Source organism: Acinetobacter sp. G18, from assembly GCF_052660225.1.
On record NZ_CP109658.1, the window covers coordinates 3,202,451 to 3,228,473 of the forward strand.

At 40.4% G+C, this 26,023-nt stretch carries 18 protein-coding genes, 2 tRNA genes and 3 rRNA genes; 10 read left to right on the forward strand and 13 right to left on the reverse strand.

What is annotated here, in order from left to right:
* Positions 1–41: 41 nt before the first annotated feature.
* From hisD to NE363_RS15185, 11 genes are all read right to left on the reverse strand, one after another.
* Positions 42–1,331: a histidinol dehydrogenase gene (hisD, locus tag NE363_RS15135; RefSeq protein WP_445535384.1), complete on the reverse strand. Its 1,290-nt coding sequence runs from the start codon at positions 1,329–1,331 to the stop codon at positions 42–44.
* Between the two features lie 105 nt (positions 1,332–1,436).
* On the reverse strand, positions 1,437–2,120 hold the full coding sequence (hisG, locus tag NE363_RS15140) for an ATP phosphoribosyltransferase (RefSeq protein WP_004703796.1): 684 nt from the start codon (positions 2,118–2,120) through the stop codon (positions 1,437–1,439).
* Complete coding sequence (murA, locus tag NE363_RS15145) at positions 2,120–3,376, reverse strand: UDP-N-acetylglucosamine 1-carboxyvinyltransferase (RefSeq protein WP_049064588.1); 1,257 nt, start codon at positions 3,374–3,376, stop codon at positions 2,120–2,122. Before murA ends, hisG begins: the two co-directional genes overlap by 1 nt.
* Positions 3,377–3,382: 6 nt before the next feature.
* The gene (ibaG, locus tag NE363_RS15150) at positions 3,383–3,634 is read right to left on the reverse strand and encodes a BolA family iron metabolism protein IbaG (RefSeq protein ID WP_004703799.1); all 252 of its coding nucleotides are present in this window, start codon (positions 3,632–3,634) and stop codon (positions 3,383–3,385) included.
* A 138-nt stretch (positions 3,635–3,772) separates the two neighbouring features.
* Complete coding sequence (hpf, locus tag NE363_RS15155; protein ID WP_019456521.1) at positions 3,773–4,111, reverse strand: ribosome hibernation-promoting factor, HPF/YfiA family; 339 nt, start codon at positions 4,109–4,111, stop codon at positions 3,773–3,775.
* A gap of 168 nt (positions 4,112–4,279) precedes the next feature.
* The gene (locus tag NE363_RS15160) at positions 4,280–5,728 is read right to left on the reverse strand and encodes an RNA polymerase factor sigma-54 (RefSeq protein ID WP_445535385.1); all 1,449 of its coding nucleotides are present in this window, start codon (positions 5,726–5,728) and stop codon (positions 4,280–4,282) included.
* A 279-nt stretch (positions 5,729–6,007) separates the two neighbouring features.
* Positions 6,008–6,122: ribosomal RNA gene (gene rrf, locus NE363_RS15165) — 5S ribosomal RNA — on the reverse strand.
* 178 nt (positions 6,123–6,300) lie between these two features.
* Positions 6,301–9,186 (reverse strand): 23S ribosomal RNA (locus tag NE363_RS15170).
* A 352-nt stretch (positions 9,187–9,538) separates the two neighbouring features.
* Positions 9,539–9,614: transfer RNA gene (locus tag NE363_RS15175), tRNA-Ala, on the reverse strand.
* 55 nt (positions 9,615–9,669) lie between these two features.
* Positions 9,670–9,746, reverse strand: a tRNA-Ile gene (locus tag NE363_RS15180).
* Between the two features lie 59 nt (positions 9,747–9,805).
* Positions 9,806–11,337, reverse strand: a 16S ribosomal RNA gene (locus NE363_RS15185).
* The 16S, 23S and 5S rRNA genes sit together here with 2 tRNA genes alongside, the layout of an rRNA operon.
* A gap of 572 nt (positions 11,338–11,909) precedes the next feature.
* On the opposite strand from NE363_RS15185, the gene NE363_RS15190 reads away from it, so the two are divergent.
* From NE363_RS15190 to NE363_RS15220, 7 genes are all read left to right on the forward strand, one after another.
* Positions 11,910–12,809: an MlaA family lipoprotein gene (locus NE363_RS15190; RefSeq protein WP_068934848.1), complete on the forward strand. Its 900-nt coding sequence runs from the start codon at positions 11,910–11,912 to the stop codon at positions 12,807–12,809.
* A 115-nt stretch (positions 12,810–12,924) separates the two neighbouring features.
* Complete coding sequence (gene gigA, locus NE363_RS15195) at positions 12,925–13,893, forward strand: RsbU family protein phosphatase GigA (RefSeq protein ID WP_086496180.1); 969 nt, start codon at positions 12,925–12,927, stop codon at positions 13,891–13,893.
* Between the two features lie 102 nt (positions 13,894–13,995).
* Positions 13,996–14,517 carry an anti-anti-sigma factor GigB gene (gene gigB / locus NE363_RS15200; protein ID WP_191106997.1) on the forward strand — a complete coding sequence of 174 codons (522 nt, stop codon included), beginning with the start codon at positions 13,996–13,998 and terminating at the stop codon, positions 14,515–14,517.
* Positions 14,518–14,543: 26 nt separating this feature from the next.
* Entirely contained in the window at positions 14,544–15,368 is an 825-nt protein-coding gene (locus tag NE363_RS15205; RefSeq protein ID WP_445535386.1) for a carbon-nitrogen hydrolase family protein, read from the forward strand.
* Positions 15,369–15,382: 14 nt separating this feature from the next.
* Positions 15,383–15,760, forward strand: coding sequence for a DUF4951 domain-containing protein (locus NE363_RS15210; RefSeq protein ID WP_004698537.1), 378 nt, complete (start codon positions 15,383–15,385; stop codon positions 15,758–15,760).
* Between the two features lie 159 nt (positions 15,761–15,919).
* Positions 15,920–16,357 carry a MarR family winged helix-turn-helix transcriptional regulator gene (locus tag NE363_RS15215; protein ID WP_004698539.1) on the forward strand — a complete coding sequence of 146 codons (438 nt, stop codon included), beginning with the start codon at positions 15,920–15,922 and terminating at the stop codon, positions 16,355–16,357.
* An 87-nt stretch (positions 16,358–16,444) separates the two neighbouring features.
* The gene (locus NE363_RS15220; protein ID WP_004698547.1) at positions 16,445–16,876 is read left to right on the forward strand and encodes an organic hydroperoxide resistance protein; all 432 of its coding nucleotides are present in this window, start codon (positions 16,445–16,447) and stop codon (positions 16,874–16,876) included.
* 56 nt (positions 16,877–16,932) lie between these two features.
* Here the strand turns inward: NE363_RS15220 and gspE are convergent, their stop codons facing one another.
* Positions 16,933–18,423 carry a type II secretion system ATPase GspE gene (gene gspE, locus NE363_RS15225; RefSeq protein WP_445535387.1) on the reverse strand — a complete coding sequence of 497 codons (1,491 nt, stop codon included), beginning with the start codon at positions 18,421–18,423 and terminating at the stop codon, positions 16,933–16,935.
* A gap of 96 nt (positions 18,424–18,519) precedes the next feature.
* Here gspE and NE363_RS15230 point away from each other — a divergent pair, with 96 nt between their 5' ends.
* Both NE363_RS15230 and NE363_RS15235 read left to right on the forward strand, forming a co-directional pair.
* A complete protein-coding gene (locus tag NE363_RS15230; RefSeq protein ID WP_445535388.1) occupies positions 18,520–19,341 on the forward strand; it encodes a hypothetical protein in 822 nt (273 codons plus the stop codon).
* A gap of 9 nt (positions 19,342–19,350) precedes the next feature.
* Positions 19,351–20,268, forward strand: a complete 918-nt coding sequence (locus tag NE363_RS15235; protein ID WP_445535389.1) for a mechanosensitive ion channel family protein — start codon at positions 19,351–19,353, stop codon at positions 20,266–20,268.
* Here the strand turns inward: NE363_RS15235 and NE363_RS15240 are convergent.
* Complete coding sequence (locus NE363_RS15240) at positions 20,258–23,071, reverse strand: DUF2339 domain-containing protein (protein ID WP_445535390.1); 2,814 nt, start codon at positions 23,069–23,071, stop codon at positions 20,258–20,260. The two genes, NE363_RS15235 and NE363_RS15240, sit on opposite strands and share 11 nt — an antisense overlap.
* A gap of 154 nt (positions 23,072–23,225) precedes the next feature.
* Here NE363_RS15240 and polA point away from each other — a divergent pair, with 154 nt between their 5' ends.
* On the forward strand, positions 23,226–25,997 hold the full coding sequence (gene polA, locus NE363_RS15245) for a DNA polymerase I (RefSeq protein WP_445535391.1): 2,772 nt from the start codon (positions 23,226–23,228) through the stop codon (positions 25,995–25,997).
* The last annotated feature ends 26 nt before the right edge of the window (positions 25,998–26,023 follow it).

Below are 26,023 nucleotides of genomic sequence, written 5' to 3' on the forward strand. Positions count from 1 at the left end.
CAGCCCTGAATAATCATTTAAAATACTGAAAGGTTTAAAGCTTATTGATAACGATAACGAGCCGAGCGCGCATGAGCATCAAGATTTTCTTGAACAGCAAGTATATCAGCGGTTTTAGCCAATGTTTTTACGCCCTCTTTTGAGCACATGATCAAGCTAGAGCGCTTTTGAAAGTCATATACACCCAGTGGTGACGAGAAGCGCGCTGTACCGGATGTTGGTAATACATGGTTTGGACCAGCACAGTAATCACCAATTGCTTCAGGTGTATAACGTCCCATGAAGATTGCACCTGCATGACGAATGTCTTCGCTCATTGCTTCGGCATCATCCAGACACAATTCTAAATGCTCTGGTGCAACTTGATTAATCAAATCAACAGCTTCTGCACGGTCTTTTACCAAAACTAAAGCCCCACGATTTTCAATAGACGTACGTGCAATATCAGCTTTAGGCAAGTCATTTAAGTGCTTTTCAATTGCTGCCTCTACGGCTTCTAACAAAGCTTCATCTGGGGTTATAAAAATAGCTTGGGCAACCGTATCATGTTCAGCTTGAGATAATACATCCATCGCTAACCACTCAGCGTTATTCGCCCCTTCTGCATATACTAAAATTTCAGAAGGTCCTGCAATCATGTCGATACCGACCTGACCAAATACAGCACGTTTAGCAGCTGCTACAAATCGGTTTCCAGGACCAGTGATTTTATCTACAGGCGGAACAGTTTGAGTACCATAAGCTAGAGCTGCAACAGCTTGCGCCCCACCAATAGTAAATACTCGACTCACACCAGCTAGATAAGCAGCAGCCAAAACAAGTGGATTTAATTCACCGTTTGGTGCAGGTACTACCATAATAATTTCAGGTACGCCGGCCACATGAGCTGGTACTGCATTCATAAGCACAGATGAAGGATAAGAGGCTAGTCCACCAGGTACATAAATACCAACTCGGTCAAGTGGTGTCACCTTCTGTCCTAGTGTATTTCCCAAATCATCTATATAAGTCCAGCTATCTTGTTTCTGGGCTTCATGAAATTTACGAATACGACTAGCAGCAAGTTGCAGGGCTTCACGAATTTCTTGATTTAGGCCATCAAACGCAGCTTTAAGTTGTTGTTGAGACAATTCTAGATCGGAAAATTGATGCGCTGGATGTCGATCGAACTGTTGAGTAAGTTTTAAAACATGATCATCACCATGCTGACGAACATCAGCAATAATTTGATCTACTGTTTGAACTAAATTAGGATCATTAACAGTTTCAAAAGCTAAAAGCTCTGCAAAAATCTGTTTGAAGTTCTGATCTTGAGTCGATAAACGTCGCATCAATTTACCCACAAGGCGAAAAAGAAAAACCAAGTTTACTCTTTTTCTAAGCCCTTGTGGGCATCATATCTACAACTATCGCAAAAGCATGATAGGAAATTACTTTTAACGTGATTGAACAGCTTGTTCAAGTTGAGAAATGATAGGATTTAACAAACTTTGCTTACGCTTAAAGCTTGCCTTATTAACAATAAGACGTGAGGATACTTTACAAATTTCTTCTAATGGTTCAAGCCCATTTGCTCGTAAAGTATTTCCAGTATCAACTACGTCAACAATATAATCGCCCAAACCTACAAGTGGTGCTAATTCCATAGAACCATAAAGCTTAATAACATCTACCTGCTCACCTAAGCTTGCATAGTATTGACGCGTTAGATTGACGTACTTAGTTGCAATTTTTAAACGGCCTTTTGGACGTTCCATTCCAACTTTGCCAGCAGTCATTAACTTACATTTTGCAATCTGTAAGTCCAATAACTCATAAACATGCTGAGCACCATGTTCCATGAGTACATCTTTACCTGCTACACCTAAATCAGCTGCACCATTCTCAACGTAGGTTGGCACATCAGACGCACGTAAAATCAAAATACGAACTTGCTTATGTGTTGTAGGAAAAATCAACTTACGAGATTTTTCTGGGTCTTCAAGCAAGTTAATACCTGCTGTTGCAAGTAAAGGTAAAGTTTCTTTTAAAATACGCCCTTTACTGAGTGCTAAGGTCAAACCATGATCAAAATTACCCATTACATCAAAATTAGGATCATCGTTTCTTACGTCATTCATTAACTTACTCGCTTAATTTGGGCACCTAAACCTTGAAGTTTCTCTTCGACATGCTCATAACCACGGTCAATATGGTAGATACGATCAATTAATGTATCACCTTCAGCAACTAAAGCCGCTAAGACCAAAGAGAATGAAGCACGTAAGTCTGTTGCCATTACAGGAGCAGCTTGCAATTTTTCAACTCCAGTCACCACAGCATCATGACCTTCGACCTGAATATTAGCACCCATACGTGACAATTCAGGAACGTGCATGAACCGATTTTCAAAAATAGTTTCGGAGATCGTTGCAAAACCGCGACCAATTGCATTTACGGCCATAATTTGCGCTTGCATGTCGGTTGGAAACTCTGGATGAGGTAATGTTCTAAAACTTACCGCTTTAGGGCGCTTGCCCATCATATCCAATTCAATCCAGTCATCACCACGAGTGACTTCCGCACCCATTTCTTCAAACTTATCTAAAACAGATTCAAGTAATGATGGATCTGTATGAGTAGTTTTAATGCGACCACCTGTAATTGCCGCAGCAGCTAAGTACGAACCTGTTTCAATACGGTCTGCAACAACTGCATATTCACAGCCATGTAAACTTTCAACACCAGTAACAATAAGTGTATCTGTATCTATACCTTCAATTTTTGCGCCCATTTTAATAAGCATTTGAGCAAGATCAGTAATTTCAGGTTCACGTGCTGCATTACGAATTGTAGTTACACCATCCGCTAAAGCAGCCGCCATTAGAATATTTTCGGTGCCCCCTACAGTGACCATATCAAAAATCACTTCGCCGCCTTTGAGACGACCATCTACAGTGGCATGGACATACCCATTTTCAACTTCAATATGTGCACCCAATGCTTCTAGGGCTTTTAAATGTTGATCTACTGGTCGAGATCCAATCGCACATCCACCTGGTAACGAAACTTTAGCATTTCCATAACGTGCCAATAATGGTCCTAACACCAAAATAGATGCGCGCATGGTTTTTACCAGTTCATAAGGAGCAAACTGGTTATCTAAAGTAGAAGTATCTGCTTTAACTGTGTCATTTTCATAACTAATTGTGACGCCTAATCCACCAATTAATTTTACCAAGGTATTTACATCTTTAAGATTTGGAACATTGGTTAAAGTAATAGGTGAATCAGCAAGAATCATTGCTGCAAGTAATGGTAAAGCCGCATTTTTAGCACCAGAAATGCGTACTTCCCCTTCGAGCTTAACACCGCCCGTAATTAAAAATTTATCCATTAATATTTAAGCTCCGAAAAGGCTTGCTTTGCGCCATTCGTCTTTGGTCATCGCACGAATTGTTACGGCATGAACTTCGCCACTTGCAATATAAGTATTTAATGGTGCATAAACTGCTTGTTGACGAGCAACAGTACGCTTACCTTCAAATTGATCATCCACAATACGGAGGTCAAATTTTCCAGCCTGTCCGCTCACCGCTACTTCCGCATCAGGAAAAGCTTCTTTTAAAATTTGAGTGAGCTGTTCACTATTCATTGCAAAGACCTCTGGCACAACCTACGGTGTAAAACGAAGTATTTTACTATAACTTTTTCCAAGAATTCAGTACGTGTTTATATTTTATCAATAAAAAAGAGGCTATATTTCAAGCCTCTCTCAATTATTAAAAACTTATCAAATAGAAACAGCAACTTGTGAATAAGTACATTGCATTTTCCGATATTTTAACAATTGTTTTTTTAATTTTTCAGTCAACTTTTTAATTGATGTATACATGTCATCTGCTGCTGCTTGAGCAAATAGTTCAATCCCGGGTAAGCGAACTATTGCTTCTGCCACATGATTAGAGCTGCCCTTATGTGAACGTTTGTCAATCTGATGATCTTTAGTTAATTTAATCTGCATACTATTCACCTGATCGAGATGTTTCGTTAACTGATTAAATTTTGCTTTAATATTTTCTTCTATAGCTGGTGTAATTGCTAAATGATGTCCACGAATCGTTATTTGCATAATTCTATCCCTCACCTTTTTGGGTTAATAAAGAAGAGCTAAAACGATTTAATGTGATCTAAAAAAGATGACTTTGGACAATTAAATCATTTTAGCAGCTCCTCTTGGTGAAATTGAAATTTCATTATTTCGTCATAATGAACATCTAGAATAGTCATACTTCAAAAATTAGATCAAGACTTTTCTTTCGGATGACGATGGAATATGTAACGATTCACGATATTTTGCTACAGTTCTTCTAGCCACCTCTATACCTTCATCCTTTAATAAAGCCGCAATAGTATTATCAGACAATGGTTTACGTGGGTTTTCATTAGAAACCAATTTTTTAATCATAGCTCTAATTGCAGTAGAAGAAGCTTCTCCTCCCGTAGTTGTTCCCACATGACTAGAAAAAAAGTATTTCAACTCAAAAAGCCCACGAGGTGTCAGCATGTACTTATTTGTAGTGACACGTGAAACAGTAGACTCATGAAGCTCCACTTCTTCAGCCACATCCCTTAGCACCAAGGGTTTCATTGCCTCAGCACCTATCTCTAAAAATGCTTTTTGGTGTTCAACAATACAAGTCGCAACTTTTAATAAAGTTTTATGCCGTTCATCGATACTTTTTATGAAATTTTTAGCTTCAAGCATTTGATTACGTAGATATAAATTATCATCGCTTTGATCAGCTCTACGAATCATACTCGAATAGAAAGAGTTGATTCTTAATTTTGGCATGATATCTGGATTTAATTGGACTTGCCAATGTTGATCTTTTTTAGCAACCACGACATCAGGGATTTGGTATTCCGATTCTTGCTTTTGAAAATCCATACCAGGATAAGGCTTTAATGTTTTTAATAAGTCAACCGAAAGCTTTAATTCATCTTTCGATAGGCCTGTTTGTTTTAATAATTTATTTAAATCATTTGCAATTAATAACTCATAATACTGAAGTAAACTTTGTGCTTCTTTTAAATATTCAGTTCCTTTTGGTAAAAAATCCAATTGGATCTTTAAGCATTCAGCAAGATTACGAGATCCTATTCCAACTGGATCAAGACGTTGAATATGTTTTAAAACAACTAAGACTTCGTCTTCTTCAATTTCTTCCTCAATATCCATGTCATTTAATAGATATTGTACAGCGAGAATAATTTCTTCTAATTCAGCATCTAAAAAGCCCTTATCATCTAAAGCATCGATAATACAATAAGCAATCAACTGATCTATTTTTGAGAAATGCAGCAAGTTCACTTGCTCTAACATATGTTCTTTTAGCGTCATCTGAACTTGGCGATTATCTTCACGCTCTTCAAACTCAGGAGTACCTAAAGCCGTCGACTGATGTGTATAGATATCATCCCACTCAGTATCCACAGGTAAGTCATCAGGTAAATGATCTGCATTTAACTCCGTTGTAAGATCATTACTTTCTTTGTTTTCTAAAGTGGATAAACTTTCGGCTAGTGATTCATCTTCCACTTTTTCAAGTAATGGATTACTATCTAATTGAATTTGAATTTCTTGCTCTAATTCTAAACTTGAGAGCTGCAGTAATCGGATTGCCTGCTGCAATTGAGGCGTTAACGATAATGAATTCGCAACTTTCAATCCAACAGATAATTTCATATATTTCTCTTTCCAATAAACAAGCAAAAATCATGCCTATTTATTATTTATAGCATATAGTCAAGTTTTATCCTATATATTGACTGAGAATTTCATGAGAAAATTATTAATTTATTCTTCTAAAAATCTATTTTAACAACCGAAAAAGATGAGTTGTTTAATTAAATTAACTTTGCATTTTGATATATGCATATCTCTGAAGCAGGGCAACCGTAGAAATTTCTTCCGCGCATAAAGCAACACCCCGGTTTCTTTCGAGACCGGGGTGTTTGAATAATGAGCTGGCGATGACTTACTCTCACATGGGTAACCCCACACTACCATCAGCGCTAAGAGGTTTCACTTCTGAGTTCGGGAAGGGATCAGGTGGTTCACTCTTGCTATGGTCGCCAGCACAACTGTTTATGGATACTTGCTTTGGTCTTATTATTTGCCGAAGCGTTTTCCAAATCTTTACAGATTGGGCTGATTGAATCTGACTTGTTCATTTTATCTAGTGGAATAACTAAATCAAGTTTCTTTGTAGATTTATGAATCGATTGATGCTTTATATACAACTGCTTGGGTGTTGTATAGTCAAGCCTCACGAGCAATTAGTATTGGTCAGCTTCACATATCACTATGCTTCCACATCCAACCTATCAACGTCCTAGTCTCGAACGGCTCTTTAGAGGAATAAATTCCTAGGGAAATCTTATCTTGAGGTAGGCTTCCCGCTTAGATGCTTTCAGCGGTTATCCCTTCCGAACATAGCTACCCGGCGATGCGACTGGCGTCACAACCGGTACACCAGAGGTTCGTCCACTCTGGTCCTCTCGTACTAGGAGCAGATCCTCTCAAATTTCCAGCGCCCACGGTAGATAGGGACCGAACTGTCTCACGACGTTCTAAACCCAGCTCGCGTACCTCTTTAAATGGCGAACAGCCATACCCTTGGGACCTGCTTCAGCCCCAGGATGAGATGAGCCGACATCGAGGTGCCAAACACCGCCGTCGATATGAACTCTTGGGCGGTATCAGCCTGTTATCCCCAGAGTACCTTTTATCCGTTGAGCGATGGCCCTTCCATACAGAACCACCGGATCACTAAGACCTACTTTCGTACCTGCTCGACTTGTGGGTCTCGCAGTTAAGCGCGCTTTTGCCTTTATACTCTACGCGTGATTTCCGACCACGCTGAGCGCACCTTCGTACTCCTCCGTTACTCTTTAGGAGGAGACCGCCCCAGTCAAACTACCCACCAGACACGGTCCTCGTCCCGGATAACGGGACAGAGTTAGAACCTCAACATTACCAGGGTGGTATTTCAAGGACGGCTCCATTGGAACTAGCGTTCCAACTTCAAAGCCTCCCACCTATCCTACACAAGTAAGGTCAAAGTTCAGTGTCAAGCTGCAGTAAAGGTTCACGGGGTCTTTCCGTCTAGCCGCGGGTACACTGCATCTTCACAGCGATTTCGATTTCACTGAGCCTCTGCTGGAGACAGCGCCGCCATCATTATGCCATTCGTGCAGGTCGGAACTTACCCGACAAGGAATTTCGCTACCTTAGGACCGTTATAGTTACGGCCGCCGTTTACTGGGGCTTCGATCAAGAGCTTCGCTTACGCTAACCCCATCAATTAACCTTCCAGCACCGGGCAGGCATCACACCCTATACGTCCACTTTCGTGTTTGCAGAGTGCTATGTTTTTAATAAACAGTTGCAGCGGCCTGGTTTCTGCGGCTGTCATCAGCTCAGGAAGCAAGTTCCATCACCAACAACAGCGTACCTTCTCCCGAAGTTACGGTACCATTTTGCCTAGTTCCTTCAGCAGAGTTCTCTCAAGCGCCTTGGTCTACTCGACCTGACCACCTGTGTCGGTTTCGGGTACGATTCCTGTGTAACTGAAGCTTAGAGACTTTTCCTGGAAGCATGGTATCAGCCACTTTACTGTACAAGTACAGCTTGCTATCGGATCTCAGTATAGAGTACCCCGGATTTGCCTAAGATACATACCTACATCCTTCCACCTGGACAACCAACGCCAGGCTGACTTAACCTTCTCCGTCCTCTCATCGCATTACACAGAAGTATTGGAATATTAACCAATTTCCCATCGACTACGCCTTTCGGCCTCGCCTTAGGGGTCGACTCACCCAGCCCCGATTAACGTTGGACTGGAACCCTTGGTCTTTCGGCGAACGGGTTTTCACCCGTTTTGTCGTTACTCACGTCAGCATTCGCACTTCTGATACCTCCAGCATACTTCTCAATACACCTTCATCGGCTTACAGAACGCTCCCCTACCACTTGACTAATGTCAAATCCGCAGCTTCGGCACATAGTTTTAGCCCCGTTACATCTTCCGCGCAGGCCGACTCGACTAGTGAGCTATTACGCTTTCTTTAAAGGGTGGCTGCTTCTAAGCCAACCTCCTAGCTGTCTATGCCTTCCCACATCGTTTCCCACTTAACTATGATTTTGGGGCCTTAGCTGGCGGTCTGGATTGTTTTCCTCTTGACTACGGACGTTAGCACCCGCAGTCTGTCTCCCGGATAGTACTCATAGGTATTCGGAGTTTGCATCGGTTTGGTAAGTCGGGATGACCCCCTAGCCGAAACAGTGCTCTACCCCCTATGGTATTCGTCCGAGGCGCTACCTAAATAGCTTTCGGGGAGAACCAGCTATCACCAGGCTTGATTAGCCTTTCACCCCTATCCACAAGTCATCCCCTGGCTTTTCAACGACAGTGGGTTCGGTCCTCCAGTTAGTGTTACCCAACCTTCAACCTGCTCATGGATAGATCGCCTGGTTTCGGGTCTATACCCAGCAACTAAACGCCCTATTAAGACTCGATTTCTCTACGGCTCCCTATACGGTTAACCTCGCTACTGAATATAAGTCGCTGACCCATTATACAAAGGTACGCAGTCACCGAACAAGTCGGCTCCCACTGCTTGTATGCATGCGGTTTCAGGATCTATTTCACTCCCCTCACAGGGGTTCTTTTCGCCTTTCCCTCACGGTACTGGTTCACTATCGGTCAGTCAGGAGTATTTAGCCTTGGAGGATGGTCCCCATATTCAGACAAGGTTTCACGTGCCTCGCCCTACTCGTCATCATTATGTGTGCCCTTTCGTGTACGGGAATATCACCCTCTACGTTCGCACTTCCCAGAGCGTTCCACTAAAACACACATAACTTAATGGGCTGATCCCCGTTCGCTCGCCGCTACTGAGGGAATCTCAATTGATTTCTTTTCCTAAGGGTACTGAGATGTTTCACTTCCCCTCGTTCGCCTTGCAACACTATGTATTCATGTTGCAATACCTACCTTAAAGTAGGTGGGTTCCCCCATTCAGAAATCTCCGGATCACAGGATATTTGCCGCCTCCCCGGAGCTTTTCGCAGGCTATCACGTCTTTCATCGCCTCTGACTGCCAAGGCATCCACCACATGCACTTAATTACTTGACTATACAACCCCAAACAGTCGTCAACACCTACAAGTGAGTGTTGTCCGTGCGATTCTTCATCGCCACTATCTGTTGTCTGTGTACTTAAACACTGTACAGCTTCAATCTAAATTCATATACCAAAACGCTTGATTCAGTTAATTTGCTAGTTCTCAATTCATTCAGATTAATTGCTTAATCTAAACTCTTGAGTGAACAATTTATTTCAGACTCAATTTTGCCAATCTGTTAATGAATAAACACGCCTTCGTCAGGTCATGCTTAATACCGTGATACTTAAATCACAGAAGTTAATAAACCAAGACCGAAATCTCTATTTACTAATTTCTGTAATCCGAACTTATCTTAAGTTCTGGTGGAGACTAGGAGAGTCGAACTCCTGACCTCCTGCGTGCAAAGCAGGCGCTCTACCAACTAAGCTAAGTCCCCAGCTTACATCATCAGTTATGTATCTTTTATCTATAACTTCAACCAGTCAAAGTCATGGTGGGTCTGACAAGACTTGAACTTGTGACCCCACGCTTATCAAGCGTGTGCTCTAACCAACTGAGCTACAGACCCTCAGATACATCTATGAAGAACAACTTGTTGTGGATTCTTACCAATCGTCAATCTTTCGTTAAGGAGGTGATCCAGCCGCAGGTTCCCCTACGGCTACCTTGTTACGACTTCACCCCAGTCATCGGCCACACCGTGGTAACCGCCCTCTTTGCAGTTAGGCTAGCTACTTCTGGTGCAACAAACTCCCATGGTGTGACGGGCGGTGTGTACAAGGCCCGGGAACGTATTCACCGCGGCATTCTGATCCGCGATTACTAGCGATTCCGACTTCATGGAGTCGAGTTGCAGACTCCAATCCGGACTACGATCGGCTTTTGAGATTAGCATCACATCGCTGTGTAGCAACCCTTTGTACCGACCATTGTAGCACGTGTGTAGCCCTGGCCGTAAGGGCCATGATGACTTGACGTCGTCCCCGCCTTCCTCCAGTTTGTCACTGGCAGTATCCTTAAAGTTCCCGACATTACTCGCTGGCAAATAAGGAAAAGGGTTGCGCTCGTTGCGGGACTTAACCCAACATCTCACGACACGAGCTGACGACAGCCATGCAGCACCTGTATGTAAGTTCCCGAAGGCACCAATCCATCTCTGGAAAGTTCTTACTATGTCAAGGCCAGGTAAGGTTCTTCGCGTTGCATCGAATTAAACCACATGCTCCACCGCTTGTGTACCGTCAATTCATTTGAGTTTTAGTCTTGCGACCGTACTCCCCAGGCGGTCTACTTATCGCGTTAGCTGCGCCACTAAAGCCTCAAAGGCCCCAACGGCTAGTAGACATCGTTTACGGCATGGACTACCAGGGTATCTAATCCTGTTTGCTCCCCATGCTTTCGCACCTCAGCGTCAGTGTTAGGCCAGATGGCTGCCTTCGCCATCGGTATTCCTCCAGATCTCTACGCATTTCACCGCTACACCTGGAATTCTACCATCCTCTCCCACACTCTAGCTAACCAGTATCGAATGCAATTCCCAAGTTAAGCTCGGGGATTTCACATTTGACTTAATTAGCCGCCTACGCGCGCTTTACGCCCAGTAAATCCGATTAACGCTTGCACCCTCTGTATTACCGCGGCTGCTGGCACAGAGTTAGCCGGTGCTTATTCTGCGAGTAACGTCCACTATCTCTAGGTATTAACCAAAGTAGCCTCCTCCTCGCTTAAAGTGCTTTACAACCATAAGGCCTTCTTCACACACGCGGCATGGCTGGATCAGGGTTCCCCCCATTGTCCAATATTCCCCACTGCTGCCTCCCGTAGGAGTCTGGGCCGTGTCTCAGTCCCAGTGTGGCGGATCATCCTCTCAGACCCGCTACAGATCGTCGCCTTGGTAGGCCTTTACCCCACCAACTAGCTAATCCGACTTAGGCTCATCTATTAGCGCAAGGTCCGAAGATCCCCTGCTTTCTCCCGTAGGACGTATGCGGTATTAGCATCCCTTTCGAGATGTTGTCCCCCACTAATAGGCAGATTCCTAAGCATTACTCACCCGTCCGCCGCTAAGATCAGTAGCAAGCTACCTCTCTCCGCTCGACTTGCATGTGTTAAGCCTGCCGCCAGCGTTCAATCTGAGCCATGATCAAACTCTTCAGTTAAAATCATTTTGTACCTTATTTAAAGACAAGGTACCAATTCTGGCTCATCAATTACTGACTTAAATTTCGCTCAAATAAACTTCGAGTAATTTAAACCAATCAATCAATGAAAATTATTTCGATTAATCAATCAGTAAAAATCCACACAAGTTGTTCTTCAATTCTCTTAATGATCTTCTTCCTGGTTCGTCACCAGCAAGCTAGGTCGGCTATATTACTCTTAATCTCTTAAAAGTCAACAGGTAATTTCGATATTTTTTAAAACTTATTCTCTAAACCACCTTGTCATCAAATTCATCACTTAAAGCAACCAACTTAATCACAAGTAACTGTTTTTCAACAAGTTTCTATCTGCATCACCGCCGATGGATGTGCATTATAGAGCATTAAGATCCCTTTGCAATACCTTTCTCATATTTTATTATTCAACAGATCAATTTTTAGGCTTTTTCGCCATATTTCTATATTATTTGACCAATTTTACATTGATAATAGGTTATCGCTTCTGTATTAAAATATATCTCTATCCAACTGCATATTATAGATAGCCTGGCTAGCGGTTAAGGAATTATATGAATTATTCTAATTTACTATTATCGAGCTTATTAACTGTTGGTATTTATACATCAGCACACGCTCAAGAAAATCTTACTGAAGGATCTACCGCGAGTTCGGAAGATGTCGCTTCGACAGAGGCTCAGCAGAGTCGCCCCCGCTCACAAATTATTAAAGACTTGAAAGGTCTAAAAGCTAAAGATTTAAAAATAAATGCAAACGCTGCTCAACCTGACACAGTAAAAGATCCATTACAGTCATTAAACCGCCCGATTTATTCTTTTAATGACATGCTAGATCGCAATTTTTTACGTCCCGTTGCAGTTCAATATAATGAAAAAACACCAGAAGATGTTCGCGGCTCTTATCGCCAGTTCCGTAAAAACTTGGGTGAGCCATGGAATGCTGTTAACCAACTCATTCAAGGTCGTCCTGGTCGCGCAGTAAAAACACTAGGCCGATTTACTGTGAACACCTTAACAACTTTAGGTTTAGCTGACCCTGCTAGTCGCTTAGGGCTTCCACCTGAAGATGAAAGTTTTGGCGTAACTCTTGGTTACTATGGTGTTCCTTCTGGACCCTTCCTAATGCTACCTTTCTTTGGCCCAAGTACTTTACGTGATGGTGTAGGCTTAGCTGTAGACTCTCAAGCTCGTCCACAAAAGTATATTATGGATAACCAAGATGGTTTGTATTGGTCAACCAACGTCTTACAAGCTGTTGATACACGTGCCCAGTATTTAGATTTGGATCAAACGATACAAGGCGATCAATATGCGATGATTCGCGATTTGTATCTTCAACGTAAGGCGTTCCAGATTGCCGAGAAAAAGGGTAATTCAGCAGACGTATCTTTCATCGATGATGACGAATCTGAAGATGTTCCAGATGATAGCCAGCCTAAAAACAAGAAATAATTAAAGAGGAAACCAAGGTATTGTATCTACTATATAGAAAGGCAATACCTTGATTTTGATTATACATCCTCTATGATGGATAAAATGATCTTGAAAAAGGACAATCATATCTTCTATGTATTTTATTAAACCGACACGCTCTATCCCTTTCTTAGAGCAAGCTCTGGATTCACTTCCAGACTTACAAGTCATTCACATAGATGATCTCGATTTATACGATCCAACAATTATCGCAATTGCTGATGTACAAGATTTCCTAACTTATAAATGGCGTTTACCTACCATTGTGATTGCTTTCGAACATGAAGGTAGTGCATTAGCTCAGGCATGGGAGGCAGGTGCTCTTGCTGGATGGGTATGGAACCAGTTACCTCAAGATCTGAATAAAGCATTAACAAGAATTGATGCTCAATATAAACGCAATCAAGATAGTCGCGACTTACCTTCGGCGGCAGAGTTGCAAAAACGTTTACTACCGAATCCTATTGATTTATTAAATTATGAAGTTGAAACTTTTTTCCAACCTTCCGCATATCTATCAGGTGACTGGTATGACTATTGGAAATTAAACGATAAAGAAGTTTTATTTTATCTTGCAGATGTATCAGGACACGGTGTAACAAGCAGTTTATTAACTTCTTGGATGGCCGCCTTTCATGGCCGATCAAAAACTCCAAGACAGTTGATTAAAAAATTAAATGGAATGCTCGTTCAAGAGAATATTGAAAAGCATATTACGATTGTGGTCGGTATTTTAAATCTGGAAACGCATAGTCTTCGCTGGTCTAGTGCAGGCCACTACCCTCCTCCAATTATTTTTGAACCTAATCAACCTCCAAAAATTTTAACGACTAGTAGTTTCCCTTTGGGTTTAACAGATGAATTGGAAGTTGAAGAACATGTTTGCACATTAAATCGTCATGCACGTTTTATTGTTTGCTCAGATGGAGCACTAGAACCATTTGATGGCGGATTGAATGATCAGTTTCAACAATTGGTCCAACATTTGCAAAATCAATCATTCCAAGCCCCTGATCATGTTGCTGATGACATCGCGATTTTTAGTCTTTGTCGAATGAATTAATTTAAAAATCAATCAATTAAAAAATATACGACTTAAGGACTCTTGAGTCTGAGATGGCACTATGTGATAATTTTTCTATCCTTCTCTGAAAATGGCATTTATATGTCAACAGGTCATGTTGAATATGCAAGCTTAAATGGAACGCATATTTTCAAACTTATTGGTGAAGTGCGAGCCCATTCTTGTATAAGTCTAGACAAACTTTTAAACAGAATTGAACAGCAAGAGAATGTTGTTGGTGCAATCGTTGATTTAACCCAAACAACATTTATTGATAGTACTGTATTAGGTATCCTAGCCAAGCTAGGTTTAAAACTTAAACAGACTCATCATATTCAAGCTGTGATGCTATCTACCAATCCAGATATCACAACCTTAGCCAACAGCATGGGGCTAGGGCAGGTTTTTGTCATTCTGAATTATTGTGGTGATCCTAGTGTTTGCACTCTAACGTTAACGGATGAACACATTACTCATAATGCGATGCTAAGAACTGTTCTGGATGCACACAAGACATTGATGAAACTTAATGCAAACAATCAGAATATGTTTGAGCCACTTGTTAAGCAATTGCAGAAAGAACAAGACACGCTTGAACAAGTATCTGATAAGCAAAATGCCTAAATTTTATTGCTAATCTGGATTTGTATATGACTCTTGTTTCAGTTGTTCAAATGAATTCTCAAGATGACATTGAAAGCAACTTTCAAATAATCGAGTCATTGATTCAGCAAAGCAAAGCTCAAAATGCCAGCTTAATTGTTTTTCCAGAAAACTTTGTATGTTTCGCTGCTGGTAAACAGCGTGAAACAGCTGAGCAATTTGAATCAATTCAGCAAAGACTTGAGAAACTTGCGCATCAATATCAAATTTGGATTGTTGCTGGCACTTTACCGTGCCCATTTCGTCCAGATGGTTCTATCATACAAGATGACCGTGTGCGCACAGTAAGCTTATGTATTAGTCCAGAAAGGACAGAAGCACGTTACGACAAAATACATTTATTTGATGTTCAAGTTGGCGATGCTGTCGGTGGATATCAAGAATCCCGCTTCTTTGAACCTGGAACAGACGTTGTAGTCACATCTACCCCTTTTGGCAATATCGGGCTAATGGTATGTTATGACTTGCGTTTTCCTGAGTTAGCTTTAACCTTGAGACAACAAGGTGCTCATCTATTGACTGCACCAGCAGCATTTACCTATACAACAGGGCAAATGCACTGGCAGCTTTTATTACAAGCACGTGCGATGGATAGTCAATGTTATGTTTTAGGGGCAGCACAGCAAGGTTGGCATGGAGAAAAACGTCAAACTTGGGGACATGCAGGAGCAACTGATAGCCGTGGACAAGTTTTAAGTATGATTGAACATGAAGGTAATGGTTTAATTACTGTACCTTTTGATTTAACTGCTCAAGAGCTTGTCCGTACATCAATGCCTTTAATGACGCATCGTAAATTAATTCACTATTAAAAGCTTAATTATTCATGTGGAAATATTTAATTAGCATTTTTTGCTTAGGGGCAAATATTCACTGTTATGCAGCTGAATTTGGTGCAACAAATCATTTTGTTTCTCCAAACTTACAGCTTAAACAAGATGTCCTTCCACCTACTCCTAAAAATATCCCTCTCCCTGCTTTTGGACAACGGATTATTGGTTGGGGAACCGGTGCAGAAGGTGCGAGACAACGTTTAGAGAATATTCAACCTGCTGATGTTTCTATGATTAAAAAACAAGGAACAACCTTAGAAATGATTACAGCTTGGCAAGATTTCTACGAACAAGAACAGCAACGTAATGAAAATAACCCAACTGCAAAATATCGTGCTCGTTTAATGAAGAAAATTGCCGATCTCTGGTAACTGTTCCAAATTCATATTTTAAAGTTATAGAGTAATCTTTCGATTACTCTTTTTTTTGCGTTATCTCATTTTTATCAATAGCTCAGAATTATGAGCATTTAAGAAATCAGACATAAAGCGATATACTAGAAAAGCATCTTTTAGTTTTCTGAGGAATATATGGACCAAGACTGTCAAAATTTAAAGCTTGAGAATCAATTATGTTTCCTCATTTACTCAACAAATTTAGCTCTTAATCAGCTTTATCGAAAACTTTTGACTCCATTAGGCATTACTTATCCTCAATACTTGGTGATGTTGGTTCTATGGGAAAAAGATGAGATCACTGTTTCAGAAATTGGCAACAAACTATTTTTAGAATCTTCTACCTTAACTCCCATTTTAAAAAAATTAGAAGCAATGCAACTTGTGAATCGCACGCGTTCAAAAGAAGATGAACGCCAAGTGATTATTACACTAAGTAAAAAAGGGAAAAAACTTAAAGAACAAGCCGTAAATATTCCAGCTCATATTTTAGAAGCAAGTTCTTGTGACATGACCACCCTACTTGGTCTGAAAGATCAGCTGACACAACTTCGTACAAATATAGCTAAATAATCACCCATTTTTTTACAATTTTGACTTGTTAAAATAATTAAGTCGTGTACGATATATTTGTATTCAATTTAATTTAGGAATTATAAGATGTCTTTAGAAAAAGTTGTGTATCGTGCAAAAGCTAAAGCAACTGGTGGCCGTGATGGTCGTGCAACTTCATCAGACGGCGTATTAGACGTACAACTCGGTGTACCTAAAGAAATGGGTGGTGCTGGTGGTGCCGTAACCAACCCAGAACAATTATTTGCAGCTGGTTATTCAGCATGCTTTTTGGGTGCTTTAAAGTTTGTTGCAAACCGCGATAAATTTAATATTAGCAAAGATGCTTATGTTGAAGGCGAAGTCGGTATTGGTCCAATTCCTACAGGTTTTAGTATTGAAGTAACGTTAAATGTTTACTTAATCGGTATGGACCGTGAAGAAGCTGAAAAATTAGTGGAGGCAGCTCATATTGTTTGTCCATATTCAAATGCGACTCGCAATAATATTGATGTGACTTTTAATATTGTGACTGAATAAGTTTTGATATTTCAAAAATGCCCGAATCAAATCGGGCATTTTTTATATCTTCCAAATTATGCTTCACTTGCCTCATTGGTTACTCGCAGCACTTCTTCAAGTGTAGTTTTACCCGAAAGCACTTTACGTAAACCATCATCACGAATTGAGCCTGAATACTGACGAGCATGGTTTTCTAATTCATATTCAGCGGCATTGCCATGAATAAGGCGACGCATAGGTTCATCAACAGGTACAATTTCATAAATAGCCGTACGACCATTAAACCCTAAATGTGAGCAATGATCACACCCTTTGGCTTCAGGTAACTTTAAAGCTGGCTCATGCGAGATATGTTGAAAAACCTGCTTTTCAAAAGTATCGGCTTCACGCCATGTCATACAATGTGGACATAAAGTACGAACCAAACGTTGAGCAACCACCCCAATTAAAGAGCTTGATAATAAGAAGGGTTCAATCCCCATATCTTTAAGACGAGTAACCGCTCCAATAGCAGTGTTGGTATGTAGTGTAGATAAAACCAAATGACCTGTTAACGAGGCTTGTACTGCAATTTCAGCAGTTTCCAAGTCACGAATCTCGCCCACCATCACCACATCAGGATCTTGACGTAACATTGCTTTTAAAGCACGAGCAAATGTCATATCTACTTTGGTATTCACTTGGGTTTGACCAATACCTTCGAGTTGATATTCGATAGGATCTTCAGCAGTTAAGATATTTCGGGTATTGTCATTTAGATCAGATAGAGCTGCATATAAAGTTGTTGTTTTACCCGAACCCGTAGGCCCTGTGACTAAAATAATGCCGTGTGGACGATGTACCAATTGCGTTAAACGTTCATAATCATTTGACATTAAGCCCAAGTGAGTCATATTGAGTCGACCCGCTTGTTTATCGAGTAAACGCATAACAACCCTTTCACCATGTGACGATGGCAAAGTTGAAACACGGACATCAACTTCACGGCCAGCAAGACGTAAAGAAATACGTCCATCTTGCGGTACACGCTTTTCGGCAATATCGAGTTTCGCCATAACTTTAATACGTGAAACAAGTAACGGAGCTAGTTCACGGCGTGGCTGTACAATTTCACGCAATTGACCATCTACCCGTAAACGAACAGATAATTTCTTTTCGAAAGCTTCAATATGAATATCTGAAGCCCCTACCCGAATTGCCTCTGAAAGTAATGCATTAATAAGACGGACAATAGGAGCATCATCTTCTTGATCCATTAAGTCTTCTGTTTCAGGAACTTGATCTGCAAGACTCAATAAATCTGGATGATCTTCTAAACCAGCCGCAACTTGTTGCGACTCCCCAGTGTCGCCTGCGTAACTCGTACTTAATAGGCTATTAAAATCTTGTTCAGTACATAACTGATAATGTGCAGGCTTCCCCAAAATTCGTCTTGCTTCCTGCAATGCAATTTTTTCTGTATTTTGACGTCTAACAATAAAAACTTGATCACCGTCATAACGAAATAAAACACCATGACGCTTGGCAAAACTATATGGAACTTGTATTTGTTTCAATATTTGCATCACAATTTATAATGATGAGTAAGATGATTTTGAGTGTACTCTAAGCAGATTACAGCGTGAAGTCTGTTTAACAACTCGGTAGAGGAATTTTACGTCTTGTTTGAAAATAATGAATATCAGCCTAGCCCCCAAAATTCTTTAAAATGGTGGGGTGAACAGCACTTTGAAATTAACCAATCCAAAGCATGGCAATTTGGTTCAATGCTCTTTCGTTTAACGCGTGGCATAAAAGAATGGCGTATTGAATATTATCGTCCTTCTCTTCAAGATGATAATGAGCAAGATTGGCACTCAGTTGCCGACCCACACTTTGCTTTTCCACACAATGTTCAAGTCGAACGGTATATGTTTCGAAAGACCAATTCAGAATTTTTACTTATGCCACGTCTGGCAGATCGTTCTGTTGTTATTAAACCTGTTGATCCGATTTATATTCCAGCAGGTCAGCGAGGAACACTTTATATTAGTACGCCTCTCTGGATTGCTGGTTTAGTTGAAAGTCAGCATGAGCCTTTATTTGAAATTCCTGTAATTCAGCCTAAAGATACATGGTTTGGGCCTAATGCGCAGCAAGGTGAAATTTGCTATGCAACCTCTGTTGATGGACGTACCGATTTAAACTTGTTAACACCACGTGCATTTCGTGCGGTTACACCCATTGATTTTCACAATACCAGTAACCATCAATTACGCTTTGATCGTATGAATGTACCAGTAACTGCCCTACCTCTTTTTTACAGTGAAAGTACTGGTCGTTTATGGACTTCTCAAATTAAAGTTTATTATGAGGGCTCTGACCGTCCTGCCCGTATTCGTATTGAAAATCGTACGCCACCTCTTGCTGGTGAAGTGACCTATGTTCACCCACCACGTTCACCTGGTGGAGCATTATTCAATATGTTTGATTCATTCTTTTAAGAGGTTTATATGGCTGATACAAGTATTCCTAAGGATATCGCTGATAGCCTCAAAAGTATATTTACCAATATTAATACCGAACGTATTAGTGAAATTTTAGTCGGTGTTGTGCTTTGCTTTATTGGTTTTGTTCTTGCACGCATTATTTCAAATACATTTATTAGAACTATTGGTTCACGCTTTAATGCTCATCAACGTTTAGTGTGGCGTCGTGGTATTTTTTATTTTATTTTCTTACTCTTCATTATGACGAGTTTGAAAGAGGCAGGATTTAAACTTAGTGTATTCCTTGGAGCGGCAGGGATTTTAACAGTAGCACTTGGTTTTGCTTCACAAACATCAGCCAGTAACTTAATTAGTGGTCTATTTTTGATTGGAGAAGGTTCATTTGAAGTCGGTGATACCATTCAAATTACCCTCATTCGTGGCAATACCATTGAAGGTGAAGTCATTTCAATTGACCTACTCTCGGTTAAGCTACTCACGCTCGACAATGTTTATATTCGTTTGCCGAATGAACAACTTATTCGTGCACCTGTACACAACTTATCTAAATATCCAATACGGCGTATTCCAATTACACTCGCCATTAACTTTCACGAAGACATTATTAAAGTTCGCGAAGTTTTACTAAATGTGGCAGCGAATTATCCACTCGTATTAGATGACCCAAAACCTGCGGTAACTGTAACTGCATTTAGAGAGTCATCGATTGAGCTTTTATTTGCAATGTGGTGCCGCCAAGAAAATTCTTTAAAAGTTCGAGATGAAATGCAAGAACGTATCCGAAATGGCTTTTTAGATAATCAAATTGAAATTCCTGTTCCTAAAATGGGATTAATTGATCGTCCATCTAGTGTTTTTGCTGAAGATGATATCGATCAATACAGCAACCAGAAAGAGTTAAAACGAGAGCCTAAAGCTTAGGCTCTTGATTCTTCTGCACAGAGGATGATGGTGGTAATGGTGCAAGATAAGCAATTATCAACATTACCCCACCTGCTCCAATAAATGAAATAACTCGAGTTAATGTTGCACTTTGCGATAGATCAAGCAAAATCAACTTTAATACAACAATCCCTAAAAGTGCTGCACCTACAAACCAGAGTTGACGAATCATTTTCCGACTAGAGTATGTGGTCAATACAAATGCCAAAATAACCCAAAGTAGTGTCAGGCTTAATTGGACTATTCCATTTGTCCAAATTGCCACGCTCCATAGTGGTGTCGCCCAGTAGTGGTGCAAGCCCCGAACGACCACACTACTGAACACTAACAGTCCCACTAAAATTGTTGTAATTTTAAAAGTCCACTCCAGTGACTTATCTTGATCAAAATCATGTTGATAAATAATAAAGAGTAGGCCTGCAAATCCCGCAATTGAAAGTAAGTCAGTTAAGTTAAATAAAGGAACAAAATATAGGTACTCGGCAGAATGAATATCAACACTCATCGCAAGCAACCACAATAAGCTCAAACACCACACCGGAATTTGATGCAACAACGTCGTTTTATGAGCTTTATATGCCCAAAGTGAATACCCCCCTGGAACAAAAGCCAAAGCCACAATTGGCATTTGCGGAAAAATAGCCATACCCACTATCGCTAATACTAACCAGCTTAAACCAGCCCAGACTTTTAAGTAGCTAGACTCCCCCGACTGCGGTTGAGCGATAATAAATAAACCACTAAGAAGAATAGTACTAACAAGGAAAGTAATTTGCTGTAATGAATCTACCCATTTAAACAACGTAAAAACTTGACTTGTAAAGGCTTCACCCAAAATTAGTAACAGTAACAGACTAATTAAAAGTAACTGTAAACTTTCCCATTGGACGCGAAGCTTATAATGAATAACTGCACTAAATATTGCGATTAGGGCTATGGCAAACATCAAATATGGGCTTAATGCATGATGATGCCATGCCATTATTTCTACACCTGCTACAGCACCCGCATACATACCTAGACATAAGAAAATGCCACTAAACATGCTTGCACTGAAATAACGTTGTTCTTTACTGTTGTATTGCAGTAAATAAAAAGCTGAAATGAATTGAGCAATTGCATAAATGCTAGTGCTTAGCGTTGGGAACTCTTCATTTGCCCAAACCTGATAAAACAGTGCAAGTGAGCTAAGTAAAACTAAAACTACCCCAATATATCGGCTTAAACGGTAGCGCTCAGTGACACCCCATACAATAAGAGCTGTACCTTGAGCAACCCAACCAATTGCTGTCCAATGTGCCCCTTTCGCGAGTGGAAAAATTAAGGCAAAAAATGCAACGGAAAGAATGAAAAAGCTTTTGGCAAGAACTGAAAGTTGAGGATGGGATTTTTTAATCCAATAAGTTAATACCGCATAGGTGCCCGCCAAGACAGCAGCACCAATTGTTAATGCTTGCGTAGATTCATGAACTAAATAGGCATGAAGCGTAAAGCCTAATACAGGAACACTAAAAATAAGACCAACATCTAACAGTGGAGGTAAGCGAATACCCACTTGTTTATCATGTTCTGAAACCCGCGATATATTTTGGCTATAACGAACACTTAACCAAATAAACAAAGCAATATGACACCATAAGATCCAGTCTAATGTGTCAAATTTTGCTGGCTCAGCATAAAATGCGATTGCACTACCACCAATAAACATCGTGGCAAAGAAAGCAATCTGATTTAGGATTTTCCAAGGCTGAATAAAATTAACAGCAGCCACTGCAAGATTAATGACGAAGTAATAACTAAATAGAAAAATTACATCTGGGCGATATTGTGGAATAACTAAAGGAGCCGCATAAGCCATACCGAGTGCTAATATTGCTAAATAAATTGCTTGTTGTTTTAAGCTCAGGAATACCGTAATTGCTAATAAAATAGCAAATAAAATACTCGCTGTAGTGATATTGGCAATTACACCAAAATGATGTGAGAACACAAGCGTCAGGAATACAACCGCAAGTCCTACACCCTGCAATGCCACAGCAAAAAGCTGGTTTTTCTTTTGCAAGGTATACCCAAATGCTGTTAACACACCTCCAGCAAGAGCAATAAAACCAAGTTTTACACCTAAGCTTAACTGCCAGTGCTCGCTTGCAAAACGTAATAACAACACTACTCCAACCATCAGTACAGCGACAGCAACTCTTAAAATTGGATTGCCATGAACCATCCAATCGACTGCTGGTTGCCACCATGCGGCATGTACAGGAGCTATTTGTTGTTCTTGATTTAAAGCTATTGTTTCAGGTAGAGCTGGCTTGACTGGCTCAACGATATTTTTTGGATCAACTTGCTCTATCGCTGGAGTTATAGCTTCTGTTTGTAGAGTATCGTTTACACGAACAGTTTGTTTTGCTGACTCAAGGAACAATAGACGAGTATGAAATGTACTAATAGTTTGAATCAAACATAATAATAAAACCAGTAATGCCCCACCAGCAATCCACATCCAATGATTGATATAAGCAACTAATGCAACCAAGGCGGCTGCATAAATTACTGTTCTTTGTATGTGTATAGAATAAAGTGGCGTTTTCTGCTGAGAAAACTGTTGTTCTAAATGAATTAAACGCTGATGCAAATTTGATAAAAATTGAACTAATATGACAGTGAGCGCAATAGATAAAGCAACAACGGCGCTTTGAAATTTAAAACCAATTGAAATGGCTAAAAACAAAGTCAAAGCGATCAAAACGACGATCATTCCCTGTTTGTCTTTTTTATACATGGGCTTAGCAATATAACAGCTTCATTACATGTCATATTACTTCAAGCCAATACAAGCGTATATTTATTCATACAAAATACTGCAAAAATCATAATCCTGCATTCATAGCCATTTTCACGTAAAATACCCCTAATTCAAATTAAGGAATTGTTCAATGCCACCATTTGTCTTGGTTGATGGGTCCTATTTTTTATTTCGTGCATATCATGCATTACCACCATTGACGACCTCTACAGGGTTACATACCAATGCAATACGTGGGGCAATTTCTGCCATTCAAAAATTAATGCGCCGTATGCAGCCAACACATATGGCTGTCATTTTTGATACGCCTGAGCCAACTTTCCGTCATAAGCTTTCACCTATTTATAAAGGTGATCGCCCAACCATGCCTGAAGAGTTATCTCAACAGATTCCATATTTGCATGCATTGATTAAAGCTCAAGGGATTCCTTTATATAGCCTTCCGGGTGCTGAAGCTGATGACATTATCGGTACACTTGCTAAACGTGCCGTACTCGAGGGCCATCATGTCCTTATCTCAACTGGAGATAAAGACATGGCTCAGCTCGTCAATGACCATGTAAAATTAGAAGATAGCTTTAAAGACCGTGTAATGGACACCGACGGCGTATTTGAGAAGTTTGGTGTTTGGCCAAATCAGATTATCGACTACTTGACTCTAATGGGCGATGCATCTGACGGTATTATGGGCGTGCCTGGCGTGGGAGCAAAAACAGCAGCTAAGTTACTGACCGAGTATGGCACTTTAGATAATATCATTGCTAATGTAGAACAGCTTAAAGGCAAACTGAGCCAAAATATTAAAGACAATTTAGATAACATTAAGCTTGATCATCAATTGGCAAGTATTGTTTGCGATCTTTCTTTAGAACTCGACTGGCATGAGTTAAAGCTTACTGATCCAAACGTAGAGGCTTTGCGTAATCTATACACTGAGCTTGAGTTTAGAAACCAATTACAATCGCTTGATCATCCAAACAACCCCAATAGTTCAAGCTACAAACAGCAAGCTTCACAGACAGTGGTTCAAAATGAAGTTAAACCTGCTGAAACGATAGAAACCGAAGATCACGCCAGCTTAACTAGTCAAGATGACCAGCTTGGAACTGCAAATTATCATACTGTTTTAACTCAAGAAGCTTGGGATCAACTCTGGCAACGCATGCAAAATGCCGATCATTTTGCTATTGATACAGAGACCACAAGTCTTGATTACCGTATTGCAGAGATGGTCGGTTTTTCAGTCGCCTTTGATGCACAAGATGCCTACTATGTGCCTTTAGCGCATAACTATGAAAATGCACCACAACAACTGAACCGTGAACAAATTCTAGCGCAAATTAAGCCTGTGCTAGAAAATGAAGCAGTTAAAAAAATTGGTCATCACCTTAAATATGACGCCCATATTTTTGCAAACCACGGTATAGAGCTTAAAGGCTGGTACTTCGATAGCATGCTGGCATCTTATGTATTAAATGCAGCAGCAACTCGTCACGGCATGGATGACGTAGCTCGTGTCTATTTAAGTCACTTGACCACTACTTTTGAACAAATTGCTGGTAAGGGTGCTAAACAAAAGACTTTTAATCAAATTGAGATTGAAGTTGCTGCTCATTATGCAGCCGAAGATGCACATGTGACCTATCGTTTATATGAAGTTCTTTCAAGTAAGCTCAAAGCACATCCTGAGCTAGAAAATATTTTATATAACATTGAAATGCCAGTTGCCCGAATTTTGTCAGGCATGGAAGAAGATGGTATTCGACTAGATCATGCATTCTTAGACAAGTTAAGCGTTGAATTTGCAAAAACAATGGAAGGGCTTGAAAATCAAGCGATGGAAATTGCAGATGAAACTTTTAATATTGCTTCACCTAAACAAGTCGGCGAAATACTATTTGATAAATTAGGAATCAAAGGTGGTAAAAAAACTGCAACTGGGCAATACAGCACCAGTGAAAGTGTTTTAGAAAAAATAGAACATCCTTTAGCGGAAATTATTCTAGAGCATCGCGGTTTAGCAAAACTTAAAAGTACCTATACTGACCGTTTAGTTGAGCAATCTCATAACGATACGCATCGCGTACATACGAGTTATCACCAAGCACTCACAGCAACAGGTCGTCTCTCCTCTTCCGATCCGAACTTACAAAATATTCCAATTCGTAGACAAATTGGCCGTCAAATTCGTAAAGCATTCATTGCACCAGAAGGGCGAGTTTTACTAGCGGCCGATTACTCGCAAATTGAACTTCGTTTAATGGCTCATTTTTCTCAAGATGAAGCATTGGTACACGCGTTCCAACATGGTCAAGACGTTCACCGTCGTACGGCAGCAGAAGTATTGGGTATTGCAATTGAAGATGTGACTAATGACCAACGCCGCCAAGCGAAAGCAGTTAACTTTGGTCTACTGTATGGTATGTCTGAGTTTGGCTTAATTCGTCAATTAGGCTTCACACGTCAAGAATCGCAAAATTATATTAAGCAATATTTCCAGCGCTATCCTGGCATTTATGAATATATGCAACGCACACGTCAAGTTGCATCAGAGCAAGGCTTTGTTGAAACCATTTTAGGTCGTCGTCTATATACACCTGATATTGATGCACGAAATGTGATGGTGCGTAAGGCTGCCGAACGTGCTGCAATTAATGCGCCTTTACAAGGTAGTGCGGCTGATATTATTAAACTTGCAATGATTGAAGTTGATAAAATCTTGCCAAAAGATCAAGCCAAACTACTACTTCAAGTACACGATGAATTAGTATTTGAAGCTAATCAAAATATTGCTGAGGAACTTTCAAAACAAATCGCAAAAGTCATGGAATCTGTTGTAGAAATTTCCGTACCTTTAGTGGTTGAAGTTGGGCAAGGACAAAACTGGGATGACGCGCACTAAGTCATCAATAAACCAATAAAAAAGGG